The organism is Ferroplasma sp., from assembly GCF_037442045.1.
GTDB lineage: Archaea > Thermoplasmatota > Thermoplasmata > Thermoplasmatales > Thermoplasmataceae > Ferroplasma.
Genome location: NZ_JBBIRC010000038.1, coordinates 1 through 13,019, shown reverse-complemented (window position 1 = coordinate 13,019; position 13,019 = coordinate 1). Strand labels below are relative to the sequence as shown.

General features: G+C 34.2%; 16 protein-coding genes. 8 read left to right on the top strand and 8 right to left on the bottom strand.

All coding sequences use genetic code 11. The annotated features are described in order from the left end of the window. Positions 1 to 557: IS607 family transposase (locus WKI77_RS05835; protein ID WP_337860888.1), on the bottom strand; the 557-nt coding region annotated here is incomplete at its 3' end. 286 nt (positions 558 to 843) lie between these two features. On the opposite strand from WKI77_RS05835, the gene WKI77_RS05830 reads away from it, so the two are divergent. Together WKI77_RS05830 and WKI77_RS05825 are read left to right on the top strand one after the other, a co-directional pair. After that, a complete protein-coding gene (locus tag WKI77_RS05830; protein WP_337860887.1) occupies positions 844 to 1,077 on the top strand; it encodes an Lrp/AsnC ligand binding domain-containing protein in 234 nt (77 codons plus the stop codon). 8 nt (positions 1,078 to 1,085) lie between these two features. Beyond that, positions 1,086 to 1,391, top strand: coding sequence for a hypothetical protein (locus WKI77_RS05825; protein WP_337860886.1), 306 nt, complete (start codon positions 1,086 to 1,088; stop codon positions 1,389 to 1,391). Here WKI77_RS05825 and WKI77_RS05820 read toward each other — a convergent pair whose 3' ends face one another. After that, the gene (locus WKI77_RS05820) at positions 1,392 to 2,354 is read right to left on the bottom strand and encodes an ion channel (protein ID WP_337860885.1); all 963 of its coding nucleotides are present in this window, start codon (positions 2,352 to 2,354) and stop codon (positions 1,392 to 1,394) included. 244 nt (positions 2,355 to 2,598) lie between these two features. Between WKI77_RS05820 and guaA the strand changes: the two genes are divergently transcribed. Both guaA and rpsB read left to right on the top strand, forming a co-directional pair. Continuing rightward, complete coding sequence (gene guaA / locus WKI77_RS05815) at positions 2,599 to 3,519, top strand: glutamine-hydrolyzing GMP synthase (RefSeq protein WP_337860884.1); 921 nt, start codon at positions 2,599 to 2,601, stop codon at positions 3,517 to 3,519. A gap of 40 nt (positions 3,520 to 3,559) precedes the next feature. Next, positions 3,560 to 4,162, top strand: a complete 603-nt coding sequence (gene rpsB, locus WKI77_RS05810) for a 30S ribosomal protein S2 (protein WP_337860883.1) — start codon at positions 3,560 to 3,562, stop codon at positions 4,160 to 4,162. On the opposite strand, the gene WKI77_RS05805 is transcribed toward rpsB, so the two are convergent. Together WKI77_RS05805 and WKI77_RS05800 are read right to left on the bottom strand one after the other, a co-directional pair. Next, the gene (locus tag WKI77_RS05805) at positions 4,159 to 4,983 is read right to left on the bottom strand and encodes a hypothetical protein (RefSeq protein WP_337860882.1); all 825 of its coding nucleotides are present in this window, start codon (positions 4,981 to 4,983) and stop codon (positions 4,159 to 4,161) included. The two genes, rpsB and WKI77_RS05805, sit on opposite strands and share 4 nt — an antisense overlap. A gap of 50 nt (positions 4,984 to 5,033) precedes the next feature. Continuing rightward, positions 5,034 to 5,534 carry a GTPase domain-containing protein gene (locus WKI77_RS05800; RefSeq protein WP_337860881.1) on the bottom strand — a complete coding sequence of 167 codons (501 nt, stop codon included), beginning with the start codon at positions 5,532 to 5,534 and terminating at the stop codon, positions 5,034 to 5,036. Positions 5,535 to 5,668: 134 nt separating this feature from the next. Between WKI77_RS05800 and WKI77_RS05795 the strand changes: the two genes are divergently transcribed. Beyond that, positions 5,669 to 6,871 carry a PLP-dependent aminotransferase family protein gene (locus WKI77_RS05795; protein ID WP_337860880.1) on the top strand — a complete coding sequence of 401 codons (1,203 nt, stop codon included), beginning with the start codon at positions 5,669 to 5,671 and terminating at the stop codon, positions 6,869 to 6,871. Positions 6,872 to 6,911: 40 nt separating this feature from the next. Continuing rightward, positions 6,912 to 7,889 (top strand): pantetheine-phosphate adenylyltransferase, encoded by a 978-nt coding sequence (locus WKI77_RS05790; RefSeq protein WP_337860879.1) that lies wholly within the window; start codon positions 6,912 to 6,914, stop codon positions 7,887 to 7,889. Here the strand turns inward: WKI77_RS05790 and WKI77_RS05785 are convergent. After that, positions 7,865 to 8,770 carry a DMT family transporter gene (locus WKI77_RS05785; RefSeq protein WP_337860878.1) on the bottom strand — a complete coding sequence of 302 codons (906 nt, stop codon included), beginning with the start codon at positions 8,768 to 8,770 and terminating at the stop codon, positions 7,865 to 7,867. The two genes, WKI77_RS05790 and WKI77_RS05785, sit on opposite strands and share 25 nt — an antisense overlap. A gap of 138 nt (positions 8,771 to 8,908) precedes the next feature. Here WKI77_RS05785 and WKI77_RS05780 point away from each other — a divergent pair, with 138 nt between their 5' ends. Continuing rightward, positions 8,909 to 9,211 carry a metal-sulfur cluster assembly factor gene (locus tag WKI77_RS05780; protein ID WP_337860877.1) on the top strand — a complete coding sequence of 101 codons (303 nt, stop codon included), beginning with the start codon at positions 8,909 to 8,911 and terminating at the stop codon, positions 9,209 to 9,211. A 68-nt stretch (positions 9,212 to 9,279) separates the two neighbouring features. Further along, positions 9,280 to 9,834: a TATA-box-binding protein gene (locus tag WKI77_RS05775; RefSeq protein WP_337860876.1), complete on the top strand. Its 555-nt coding sequence runs from the start codon at positions 9,280 to 9,282 to the stop codon at positions 9,832 to 9,834. Here WKI77_RS05775 and truD read toward each other — a convergent pair. The 3 genes from truD to guaB form a co-directional block, all read right to left on the bottom strand. Then, positions 9,826 to 11,070, bottom strand: coding sequence for a tRNA pseudouridine(13) synthase TruD (truD, locus tag WKI77_RS05770; RefSeq protein ID WP_337860875.1), 1,245 nt, complete (start codon positions 11,068 to 11,070; stop codon positions 9,826 to 9,828). The genes WKI77_RS05775 and truD overlap by 9 nt on opposite strands. Before the next feature lie 132 nt (positions 11,071 to 11,202). Next, on the bottom strand, positions 11,203 to 11,475 hold the full coding sequence (locus WKI77_RS05765) for a hypothetical protein (protein WP_337860874.1): 273 nt from the start codon (positions 11,473 to 11,475) through the stop codon (positions 11,203 to 11,205). A 73-nt stretch (positions 11,476 to 11,548) separates the two neighbouring features. Further along, positions 11,549 to 13,006: an IMP dehydrogenase gene (gene guaB / locus WKI77_RS05760; RefSeq protein WP_337860873.1), complete on the bottom strand. Its 1,458-nt coding sequence runs from the start codon at positions 13,004 to 13,006 to the stop codon at positions 11,549 to 11,551. Positions 13,007 to 13,019 lie beyond the last annotated feature (13 nt).

Here is a 13,019-nt window from a genome sequence, read left to right as displayed (position 1 = left end):
TTCATCTTATGTGATTTAAGTCCGTATAATCTTGCAGAGAATGATGTGATTATGGATATTAGATCATTGGTAAGTTCCTTATTTGCAGAAACCATTTCTTCTCCATCCACCTCAACTATATCAGTGCCATGAATTGCACATATCTGTTCTAAAAGATCAAAGCCAAATCTTGCAAGTCTATCTTTATGTGTTATGTATATTGTTGAAACCTTATCCTTCTCTATGAGTTCAAGAAGTTCTTTGAATCCTTTCCTGTTGAATCTCATGCCGCTGTTTATGTCTGAAAATACTTTAGAAACAGGGGAAATTGATTTCAGTCTTATAATTTGTTTCTCAAGGTCTTCCTTCTGCTCTATTGAAGAAACTCTTGCATAGATGTAAGTAACTCTTCCATTCTGTATTCCAAGGATTCTGTTGATCTCGCTCTCAGGTACTCTCCTAAAGTTATTCTGCATTCTCACGCATCTGATCTTTCCTTCCCTGTCCCACATCCTTAATGTTGTGGGGTGAATCTGCAATATTCTGCAGGCATCTCTGAGTGTGTAAAGTTTCTCCATATGTTATATCAATATACCTAATTATTACTTAATATTTGCCCTTAACTGTTAAAGCCCTGTTCCTTATATTAATCTTTTAATTATTATTAAATTTCTCTCTTTATTATGAGCTTTGCAAGTTAATTAAAAGATACAAATAATAAATATGCATATTACACCGATTTACACGTCATTAAAATATTTCTTAAAGGGTTTTTAATGTAAAATATTATAAAGTGGAATAATGCAGAATAAAATATATAGACCCTATCATAACATTTATATTTAAAAATATCTTGTAGTATAAATGTCAGTCGCTTTTGTCCTTATAAGAGTCATACCTGGAAAAGAACACGAAGTTTATAATCGAGTTTCTTTATTGAAATATGTTACTGAGGTACACCCCCTGCTTGGAGAGTATGATATTATAGTAAGAATAGATACAGAAAATATGTCAGAAATAGGGAAACTTGTTATTCAGGATATAAGGACGATAAGTGGTGTAGTTGACACAAAAACATTGACTGAAATAAAATTATAGGTGATTGAATGGCTGTATTTTCATGGAATTGGGACGTTTTTTTTCTAGTTTTGCTAGCACTTTTGGCTTTGTCTCTGATAATATTTGGAGTTCTTACTGCATATTTTGGCAGCAATAAAAGCAGAATAGTTGGATCGGTATTGCTTATTGTTGGGCTACTGCTCGGTATTTTTGTAATACTTGGATCAAATGATATTTTCAAGGTAAGTTTTATAACAGCAGTTCTGGAGCCAGCAGTATTTTATATTATTGCTGCCGTCATTGGTGTTATTATAGGGCTTCTTGTATTTCTGGCTGCAATAATGAAAACATAATTATTTTAAAAGCCCTTTAATTTCATTTTCTTCTGAAATGAAATATATTACATCATTTTCTGCAAGATCGTAATTATTTTCAACAGGAAATGTATAAGTATCATCTTTTAAAACAGATAACAGTATTATTTTATTGAAAACTTTTGTAAAATCCCCTATTTTATATCCAACATATTTTTTTGGAATCTTTACTGAATATATTTTAGGTCCTTCACCAGATGATAGTAATTTCAAGACAAAATCTGGAAGTTTTGGATTCATTATGGATTTGGATATAACAAGAGCACTCAGTTCATTTAATGTGATAACTTCATTTGCACCTGCGCTCCTTGCATTTGTTACATTTTCTGAATTTGCAACCTGTGCAATAATTTCGGCAGTGCTGTTTAATTTTCTAATTTGAAATATATTCAATATTGTTTTTGCGTCTGTAAGTTTCACAGGCACATCGGAATTAAAATCTGCGGTTACAATAAAGCGTTTTGCTTCTGCGGCATTGGCATTCTCGAGGGTTTTTTCATCAGCTGGATCTCCCGGAGTAAAAAAAACATAATCCGATTTAATAGGGTTTTCCTTTAAGTTCGCTATTAAAAGAAGAGAATCTATTTTCAATTTTCTGTTAATATAATTAGATATTATGTTTGCGGAATAATCATTATAATTGCATATTATTGTATGATTTTTCATTCTTACTTTCCTGATTTTGTGCTTTAATTTAATGTTTGTCATATATGCTGCAGTCGATGCTGTCAGTGTGCTTACTGTACCTATTCCCGCCAGCATAATGATTATTGCTATTATTCTTCCTGTTAAATTAATGGGAACCACATCACCATATCCAACTGTAGTTACCGTCTGAAAAACGAACCATATTGCAAGTTCTGGACTTTTGATCTGGCTCCCCTGAAGGTTCGCCTGTGAAATGTATTCCAGATATGACCCGGTTAAGACTATTGTCATCATAACCAGCACAGCTTTGAAAACGTTGGATTCAAAAAACCTGCTAATCTTGATGAGCATTCGTTTAAATATATTCATTTATAATTAGAATAATATTTAATATGTATAAAAACTTATTTTTATATGATTTTAAATTAACAGTTTATAAAATTCCGTTCAACGTCAAATTTTTCTTTATGGAAAATGTCATACTGAATAATTAATTTAAAATAGTATAAAAATTAATATTATAATCATATCAGGGATTATGGATGTCCAAAAATTTGTTGAAGAAAGCAGGGAAATGATAATATCAAAGTTACATGGTAAAGGTATTCTTGCCTGTTCTGGTGGCCAGGACAGCACATTATTATCTATGATCGCCGCACCTATTAAAGATATAGAAATAGTATTTGTCGATACAGGATTATTAAGGTTAAATGAAGTTGAAAGGGTTAAAGGGCTTTTTGAAAAATTCAATGTAAAATATAAATTAATAGATGCAAAAAAAATATTCCTTGATAATTTAAAAGGAGTCGCAGACCCTGAGACAAAAAGGAAAATAATAGGAAAAACTTTTATTGATGTATTTAAAGAGGAGGCCATTAATTTCAAGGCAACTTATCTGCTTCAGGGCACAATTGCGCCTGACTGGATAGAAAGCGGCGGTGCATCAAGGGATACAATAAAAAGCCATCACAATGTTGGAGGGTTACCCGAAGATCTTGGTTTCCAGCTTATCGAGCCGCTGCGTGACCTGTACAAGGATGAAGTCAGAGAAGTGTCAAAATATTTTGGCCTGCCTGAAGTGATGCCGTTTCCTGGGCCGGGACTTGCAATAAGGATTATTGGTGAGGTTACAGAACACAGGCTGGAAATACTGAAACAGGCAACAGACATACTTGAAAAAGCAGTAGAAGACAAATATCAAGGAGAGAAACCATGGCAGTATTTCTGCGTACTTCTTCCTGTTAAAACAACAGGAGTCCATGGTGACCAGAGAACCTATGGGGAAACCATAGCAATAAGGATGATTGATACACTTGATGGGATGACAGGAACATTTTCTAAACCAGATTGGGAAATTTTATCCGATATTTCAGCAAATATTACTGATGATGTGCCAGAAATAAACAGGATAGTATATGATATTACAGATAAGCCACCTGCAACTATAGAATGGGAATAATTATATAATAATTTACAATTCAATACAAAAGGTAGTCATTATGATGGAAGAGCAATTATTATTGCCGGAGGAAGAGTATCAAAAATCCGGCGTCCATATAGGAACACAGGTTAAATCAAAGGATATGGATAGGTACATATTCAAAATAAGAAATGATGGTTTATATATTCTCGATATTAACAAAACAAACCATGCGATTATAGAGGCAGGGAAGATGCTGGCCAGATATCAGCCAGAGCAGATCCTTGTTGTAGCGCAGAGGCAGTATGCTTTTAAACCGGTTACAAAGTTCTCTGAGACTGTGGGATCAAGCTCCATAGTTGGAAGATTCATACCGGGAACATTAACAAATCCAAATTTAAAGTCTTACTATAACGCAAAGGTAATACTTGTAACAGACCCGCTTGCCGATACTCAGGCAATGAAAGAAGCAATAAGAATTGGTATACCGGTAATAGCTCTCTGCGATGCAAATAATAAAACGGATTTTGTAGACCTTATTATTCCAACTAACAATAAGGGCAGAATGTCACTTGCAGTAATATACTGGTTACTATCAAGAGAAATTCTGAAAAACAAAGGAGATATAAAATCATACGATGAAATGAAATCTAAAATAGATGATTTCGAAGTACAGATTTAAATATCTTTCAATCTTTTTATATCTACATATTTTAATTTACCATTAATAAAACCAGCAATAAGAGTTTTTTTTCTGACACTTGTTGATAGTCTAATTGCTCTGCTTATTTTATACCATTCTTCACTTTCCATTAAACTCACAAGAAATTCTGCATGATTATCCATAGAATTGGAATAAATTCTGAAGTTCTGCCCGTATTTAAATCCGCTTTTTACTATAAATTTTCGTTCTACCAGGTCGGCGTAAAGCAGATCTTCAGGTGTCCTGGATTCCCCAAGGATATAATTGGATTCAAATTTGTTCAGTGTTTTAACTCCCATAAAATTCTGGCCAAACCAGTCTGGCCCACAGCCTGTGGCACAATAAAGATTGCCTAATTTTCCAAGTTTTTTTATTGATATGCCTGAATCGGCATTGCCCTTGGGATCTATACAATCGGCTTTAAAATATGTTATGCTTTTTTCTTCATCGACAGCCATGAATATTGCCGGAGTGTTTTCGTACAGCCATGAAAAATCGGTTAATTCACCTTCTTTTATCAGAATTACAGGTATAGTATATTCTTCACCGATCCTTTTATAATAAAACTTATTGCCATCCCGCTTTACAATAAAGCCCTTGCTTTTTAAAGCGGAATACACATAATAAAGATAAAGATCATCCGTGAATATTGTTTTTATTAACTGTGGCATTGTCATTCTGGCCTCAGGCACTATTTTTCCTTTCATATACAAATATATGCACTCACATGGTTCAAGAAATAGTGTGTCGTTCTTTACTTTCCCGGTATGATATTTATTTATTATTTGTGAAATATTCATGTCGGACTCTTGAAAATGTATATTACTGCATAAAATGTCCATGAATGGTATTATTTACTTTGATTATAAATTTTCGCCAGAACATCCTCAATAATTTCCTCTAAAATGCCTGAAAAATCATCTTTGTTGCTGTAAATAAAATATGCTATCCCGTATTTGTTTGCCAGCCTCGAAATCTCTGGTTCCCAGAATTGCGATACATATCTCATATCAGATTTTAAGGCCAGAAGGAATATTTCCATATTATTGTTATATTCACTCATGAATAGATCAGCATCCTTCAGGCTGTCCATATCTGTAATATCCACAATAAATAATACAAATGTTGATTTTGAGAGGAATTTCTGGTTTAACGTTTCGTATGGCATTTCCAGAAATAATAAATCTATTTCATATTCATCAGACATGAAATTTGTGTTAATTTTCTTCCTGACAAAGCCTCTGGTGGTGATCTGTGAATCGGTGTTATAAGCTGCTCTTGATATTATTGAGCTCTTCCCTGAATTTTTTTTGCCTGTTACAGTGACTTTCCATATTAGCTTTTGTGCCATTGAGATTTGAATTATTAACTATTATAAAATATTTTTTTATTTGCGTGTCTATATTTATAACATAAAGATATTTAATTTAAAATATATTTTTATTCCCGCAAAGAACTTTAAATATTTAATTTCTATTATATGCTATGAAATTTGAATTTTCTGAAAATATGAAAAATATAAAGCCCTCTGAGATCAGAGCACTGCTAAAATACATACATATGCCTGGAATGATTTCCTTTGGAGGAGGATTGCCAAATCCGGAAACTTTTCCTGATGAAGAATTAAAAAATATACTGAATGACATAATGGAAAATTATGCTGCTTCAGCCCTGCAGTACGGGCAGACAGATGGGCTTCCCGAACTCAAAGAACAGCTTACAGGTTATCTGAAAGCAGATGAAAATATATCAGTTAGCCCAGAAAATATAATGATAACAACAGGTTCCCAGCAGGCACTTTATGCTTTGCCCATAGTTTTTGCAAACAGGGGAGATTATGGCATAATAGAAGCGCCAACATATGTGGGAATGATATCATCATTAAATGCTAATGGGATAAAATCAACATCTATAGATCTGGATGAAAATGGAATGAAAACTGATGAACTGGAAGATCGATTAAAAACCATGAGGTCTATGAACATCAAACCAAAATTTATTTACACAATACCAACTTTCCAGAATCCTGCAGGTTATACAATGCCGCTGGACAGAAGAAAACATCTTCTTGAACTTGCAGAACAGTATAATATTCCCATAATAGAAGATAATCCATATGGGGATTTACGATACTCTGGTAAGAAATTGCCAACATTGAAAAGCATGGATAATAATGGTCTTGTAACATATCTTGGAACATTTTCAAAAATTATGGCTCCAGGATTAAGAACTGGCTTCACTGTTTCTCAGCCAGAGGTCCTGACAGAATTCAATAAGCTCAAACAGGCACTTGACCTGGCTACTGACTCACTTTCCCAGTATATAGCATATGAATATATCAGAAAAGGAATAATTTATAAACAAATACCAAAAACAATAGAACTGTATAAGAAAAAGAGGGATATAATGCTTGAGGCTCTGGATGATGACATGAAGAATGCTACATGGTCAAGGCCAGATGGTGGAATGTTTCTCTGGGTACAGCTTCCAAAGGAGATGAATGCACTGAAAATGCTGGAAAGGGCAATAGCAAATAAGGTAGCTTATGTAACAGGTTCAGCATTTTACCACAATGACCCCGAACTGAATACAATGAGACTTAATTTCACATATTCAGGCGATGAAGAGATAAAGGACGGAATAAAGAGGCTCGCAAAAACCATTGAAGAGGAAAAAGCCTCCCTTTAATTTTAAATAATATTTTATAATAAATTCTTATTTACTTTTAATGATAACACTTGTGGGCGGAACGTTTAATAGATTTCATAAAGGGCATGAAAAACTTCTTTTTGCAGCATACAAAACAGGAAATAAAATAATGGTAGGGGTTACTTCCGATCAGTATGCAAAAGCCCATAAAGAAAAAATTTTATCGTATAAATCAAGAGTAAATAGTGTGGAAAAATTTATGTCAAAATTTACAGGCAATTATGAGATTCATCCGTTAGATTCCATGTTCGGAAATACCCTTGATGTTGATGAAGCTGAAATTGTTGTTTCTCCGGAAACATATACTGCTGCAAAAAGAATTAATGAGAAAAGAATTGCTATGGGAAAAAAGGCATTGAATGTTGTTGAAGTGCCATTTTCACTTGCAGAAGATCTTTTTCCCATTAGCTCCACAAGAATTATAAACCGTGAAATTACAAGAACTGGGAAGAGAATTAAAACAATTAATATAGCAATTTCCACAGGAAATAATCTTAAAGTTGCAGCAGTTGATGAATTTATTCATACTATAATGAAAAATTACAAAATAACAGTGAATACAGATTATAAAACCGGAAGTGAGCAGCCATTCGGTGAAGAAACCATGAAATATGCAACTGACAGGGCAATGTATGGATTAAAGGATAACGATTACTCAATTGGCATCGAATCTGGAATTTTTTATAATAAAGTCAATGATATGTATTATGATCTTCATTATTGTGCTGTAATTGACAGATACAGCGTTATTACAACAGGTTTTGGATCAGGGTTTCAGATGCCAGATTCTGTTATCGATGCCATTAAAACAGGTTCAAGCACCAATGAATACGTTGAAAACCTCTTTGGAATTAAAAAAATAGGCCATAGCCGTGGCATATCAGGGCTTATTTCCAGCGATTCCGTTACCAGAAGCATGTTGATATATGAAGCATTGAGAAATGCATTTATTCCAAGATTCAGGCCGGATATCTACGAGAGAGATTTTTTATCGTGAGTTTTGTTCAAAGTTACATTTTTAGTTCCTCTTGCAGAGAAAAATATGCCTGTGCCAACAAGAACCAGGCCTGCAATTTCAAGATTAGAAGGTATTTCATTTAAGATAACTAAACTGAATACAACAGATAGTGCCGGCACAATGAAGAGAAAAGATGAAATTGTAGACACACCGTATTTTTTATTCAAATGTAGAAAAGCGTAATATGCAACCGCTGTTCCAGGTATTGCCATTACCAGTACAAGCCCTACCAGTACTAAAGATGGTTCAAAAATCGATATGGATGGCTTTGCTATTACAGCTATGATGAATACAGGAATTGTGGCAAATGCAAACTGCAGGAAATTTGTTGTTTCCCTGTCTCTTTTGCTGTGGTATTTCATAAAATACATTGTGCCGACAGACCACATTATTGCACTGAGTAAAGCTATAACAATTCCCGGTTTAAAGCCAGTCAGAAGTGAGTTTGAAAATATTATAAGGATACCTGTAAAACCGAAGGCAATACCGGCAAACACATATTTGTTATGATGCTCACCAAGAAATATTACCGCCATTAATGTTGATATTATAGGATATGTGTATATTAAAATGGATGAAAGTGATGCTGATATGGTAGTTTCTGCAACAAACCATAATTCCATCCATATAACCACGTCCAGCAGGGAAAGAATGAATAATAGCAGTATATCATGCCTTGAAATTTTTAAATGCAGTTTTGGCTTAAATATAATGTATATAAATATAACAGAGAAAAATATCCGGTAAAATAAAAGTGTATATGCATTTGTATATTTTAATGCTATTTTTATAACAGGATAATTAATGGCCCATGAAACAACCATCACAGCAAATAATAATATATCGGCCTGCTTTCCCATATTTCTTCAATTATGCAAGCCTAATAAACCTATTTCTTTGATGGCCTCACCAGATTAGAAAATGTGCTGATCATATTACCGGAACATTAACTTTAAACATTAAATAATGTTTAAATACATATTTACAATGATTATATTATGGTTACAAAAGATGAAGTTCTGGAAGCATTAAAGGAAGTATCGGATCCCGAAATAGGAATGGATGTGGTAAATCTTGGCCTTATATATGATGTAGAAATTACTGATAAGAGCACAGTATACATAAAAATGACAATGACTGCGCCAACATGCCCTGTCACTCCGTGGATTCTATCTGAAGCACAGAAATGTGTGGAAAATCTTGCTGATGTGGAGGCTGCAGATATAGAGCTTGTATGGGATCCCCAGTGGAATCCTGAAATGATGTCCGATTACGCAAAGGAACAGCTAAACATGTATTAAAATTGTAAATATTTATAAGGTAAAATAAAACCTTTATATACCCTTTAAATATAAACATCTTGATTAATATGAGTGAAATGGAAAAAATAACAATAGAAAATATAGTTGCCTCAACTTCACTGGCCGAACATCTGGATTTAAGCCATATTGCATTAGCACTGGAAGGTTCTGAATATGAACCGGAACAGTTTCCTGGATTGATTTACAGATTGAAAGACCCAAAAACAGCAGTCCTTATTTTTAGAAGCGGAAAAGTTAATTGCACAGGTGCCAAAAATCTGGAAAATGTTAAAAAAACAATTGATATTATTATAAGCAAATTAAAAAAAGCAAATATAGAGGTTTTTGACAATCCTGATATAATAGTACAGAACATTGTTGCAGTTTATGACCTTGAGGCAAAGCTTAATCTTACAGATATAGCAATGTCCCTTGGGCTTGAAAACGTTGAATATGAGCCGGAACAGTTTCCTGGCCTGGTATACAGGGTTGAAGAGCCAAAAGTTGTTTTGCTTTTATTTGGTTCCGGAAAAGTAGTATGCACTGGTGCCAAGGAAGCAAGTGAAATCGAACAGGCTGTAATAAAAGTCAAAAAAGAATTACAGAAAGTTGGATTAATTTAAACTTTTTTTTAAAAATTCCCTTAAAAGTGATGTTGCGTAAATGCCCTTCCCAAGGGAAAATTTAATTATATTTTTGCCAGTTATTTTAAAATCTACTGGAAGAACAGACATGATGCGGTAATCACCGGATGATCCCATTCTTCTATCAGATGTTAAATCAAAATCTTTTTTTTCTACTCCTTCTTCTTTCAATATTTCATTTTCTATTTCCCCTTCTAATCCTGAAGATAATTCCGTATCATAGCCTATTAATGGCAATGCTGTTCTTACCTTATTTTCACATGAAAGCTTATTTAATTTTTCAATATTATAATGCGTTGCGTGGAGCAATTGATTCCGGTCCGGATTAAAATATTTGTCTACTGGAAATAGAACATCGCCTTCAAGAACGTTATACATATTTCCTGTGAGCTCGATTCTCTTAGATAATATTTTATTAAAAATATATGACTGATATGCATGTATAAAAAGCATTGATAAATTTCTTGGGAATACACTGAAAGCATTTTTGTATGTCTTTTCCCGAATTATATAGCCAAGCAATGATCTTTCAAATGTGAGGTATTCTGGAAATTCCTTTAAAGCTTTCACCGCATCTCCTGTTTCTTCCAGTATTTTTCTGTAATCCTCTTTGTCAAATTCCGGGTCATATATATACAGCTTCACAGCCTCCTCGTATTTATTCTGAGCAAGCAATTTTCCGATTTTATGTGTATTTGTTCTTATGCTTCCAAATCTCTGATAACCATAAAAATTTGGAAATCCTTTATCTTCTATTATTTGGCTAAATGTATCATTTATTTTTACAGTATTATCATCCTTTGTATCAATGCTTATTACAAATTCATTTCCAAGCAGATCGCCAAGTTTGAGCATTTTGGCTGTCCTGAATTGTGAAATAATTTCAGCATCGTTTATATGAATTCCATTTATTTCTCGGTTATCCGGCATATTAATGCAGAAATACTGGGTTGTTATCCCTATTTTATCCTTTGTGCCCGCATATGTTATTCTTTTATTGCTTATATGCAGCTGCTCTGCTAAATACATCAGAAATTTATTTGTATCCCAGTTTTTTAGCCTTATTTTTAAAATTGTATACTTGCCATTCCGGTCTTCTGGAATGTTTACAGGAATTTCATTTACTATGAAACTTTCAGGGTCAAATTTAATATTTCCATCTATTCCAGGTGTACTGGTGGAATACCCATATATGCCTGTGGCACTTTCGTCCATGATACTGTATTGGTTGAAGATATAATAAACAGTTGGAGAATATTTTAATACACTATTGCCTGGTCTGGGAATGACGGTTAAAATAAATATGTACATCAGGAAAGATTTTTATTATTAGTAGAAATGATTTGTTTATAAATTTTTAACTTTTATATCATCAATTGCATAATAGCAGATGTGTTCTACAAGCCCATCCTGGACTTTTTTTACTCCCAGGGTATTATCCTGAACCATTTCGTTTAAAAGGAATTCCAGTTTGTTCTCAACTAATATCTGAGCAGCGATTTTCATGTAACCTGATTTGGATTTATCATTTAATGCGGGTTGCCCCACAATTATGTCTGCTATCTGATCCTGTGTCATTTCTTTATCATTTAATATTTCCAGAATATTTTCGGGTTCCATGCAATGGGAAAGTTTATAAAATTATAAAAGGCTTTCAATTGAAACAATTATGAATGCAAAAATTAATAAATTATCAGTAAAGACCAGAATTCTGGTAATTCGGTGGCTCTGATACTATGTGTATGTCATGTGGATGGCTTTCCTTTAATCCGTTGTTGGTGATTTTTATAAATATTGCCTTCTCTCGAAGTTGCTCCAGATTTTCTGCGCCAAGGTATCCCATACCAGTTTTTATGCCCCCAACAAACTGGAATAAATTCTCTGAAACTCTGCCTCTGTATGGTACGGATCCTTCAACTCCCTCAGCTATGAATTCATTTGTTCCCAGTTTTCCGTATCTGTCTGATTTTCCTGCCTTTATTGCGCCAATTGATCCCATGCCCCTGTAGGATTTGTATTTTCTCCCATTGATTATCATTTCAGTTCCTGGGCTCTCTTCAGTGCCTGCCAGCAAAGATCCGAGCATTACTGTGGATGCCCCGGCAGCAAAAGCCTTTACCATATCTCCGGAATACCTTAAACCACCGTCAGCGATTACAGGAACACCGTTTTTAACGGCAACATCTGCTACGTTGGATATTGCGGTTAACTGTGGAACTCCAACACCGGCAACTATCCTTGTGGTGCATATTGAGCCCGGGCCTATTCCTACACGCAAACCGTCAACGCCCAGTGATATTAAATCCTCTGCAGCTTCTGCTGTGGCTATATTTCCAGCTATTATATCTATGTGAACTTCCTTTCTTATCTTTTTAAGTGATGATAAAACATTTTTATTGTGTGCATGTGCTGTATCTATTACCAGAAAATCTGAACCGGCATTCTCAAGATTTATTGCACGATCTATATCATATGCCCCTATAGCTGCACCTACCATTAACTGCCCCTGATTATCCCTGGACGCATTTGGGAATTTTTCACGGGTTTTGATATCTTTTGCTGTTATAAGCCCAGAAAGCCGCCCTTTTGAATCTACAAGCGGCAGTTTTTCAACTCTATTTTTATACAATATGTATTTTGCGTCTTCTATTGAAACATTTTCACTGGCTGTAATTACATCTTTTGTCATTATTTCCTTTACAGTTCCGTCAGATTCAGAAAACTCAAGGTCTCTCTTTGTTAAAATGCCAATTAGTTTTCCTGATGCTACCACTGGCAGACCAGCAATATTCTTTGTTTTCATCAGAGTTCTTGCAACATTTACCGGTGTTTCAGGATCTATGGAAAAAACATCCCTGATTATTATGCTTTCTTCTTTTTTGACCTTTTTAACCATTTCAGCCTGTTCATTTGCTGACATATTGCGGTGTATGACGCCTATTGCACCATAGCGTGCCATTGCTATTGCCATTGGATCTTCTGTTACTGTATCCATTGGTGAACTTGCAATAGGTATTCCAATATTTATATGCCTTGAAAATTTGCTTGAAATGTCAGCATTTTTGGGCTCAATTGCTGACTGCAAGGGTTTTAAAAGTACATCGTCAAATGTATAGCCTTCAACAACATTCTGGAGTTTTTCTCTAAACATGGAAACTTAAGAC

Coding starts and splice junctions, on each gene's coding strand:
- WKI77_RS05830 (WP_337860887.1), top strand. CDS start 844: ATGTCAGTCGCTTTTGTCCTTATAAGAGTCATACCTGGAAAAGAACAC.
- WKI77_RS05825 (WP_337860886.1), top strand. CDS start 1,086: ATGGCTGTATTTTCATGGAATTGGGACGTTTTTTTTCTAGTTTTGCTA.
- WKI77_RS05820 (WP_337860885.1), bottom strand. CDS start 2,354: ATGATGACAATAGTCTTAACCGGGTCATATCTGGAATACATTTCACAG.
- guaA (WP_337860884.1), top strand. CDS start 2,599: ATGGATGTCCAAAAATTTGTTGAAGAAAGCAGGGAAATGATAATATCA.
- rpsB (WP_337860883.1), top strand. CDS start 3,560: ATGATGGAAGAGCAATTATTATTGCCGGAGGAAGAGTATCAAAAATCC.
- WKI77_RS05805 (WP_337860882.1), bottom strand. CDS start 4,983: ATGAATATTTCACAAATAATAAATAAATATCATACCGGGAAAGTAAAG.
- WKI77_RS05800 (WP_337860881.1), bottom strand. CDS start 5,534: ATGGCACAAAAGCTAATATGGAAAGTCACTGTAACAGGCAAAAAAAAT.
- WKI77_RS05795 (WP_337860880.1), top strand. CDS start 5,669: ATGAAATTTGAATTTTCTGAAAATATGAAAAATATAAAGCCCTCTGAG.
- WKI77_RS05790 (WP_337860879.1), top strand. CDS start 6,912: ATGATAACACTTGTGGGCGGAACGTTTAATAGATTTCATAAAGGGCAT.
- WKI77_RS05785 (WP_337860878.1), bottom strand. CDS start 8,770: ATGGGAAAGCAGGCCGATATATTATTATTTGCTGTGATGGTTGTTTCA.
- WKI77_RS05780 (WP_337860877.1), top strand. CDS start 8,909: ATGGTTACAAAAGATGAAGTTCTGGAAGCATTAAAGGAAGTATCGGAT.
- WKI77_RS05775 (WP_337860876.1), top strand. CDS start 9,280: ATGAGTGAAATGGAAAAAATAACAATAGAAAATATAGTTGCCTCAACT.
- truD (WP_337860875.1), bottom strand. CDS start 11,070: ATGGACGAAAGTGCCACAGGCATATATGGGTATTCCACCAGTACACCT.
- WKI77_RS05765 (WP_337860874.1), bottom strand. CDS start 11,475: ATGGAACCCGAAAATATTCTGGAAATATTAAATGATAAAGAAATGACA.
- guaB (WP_337860873.1), bottom strand. CDS start 13,006: ATGTTTAGAGAAAAACTCCAGAATGTTGTTGAAGGCTATACATTTGAC.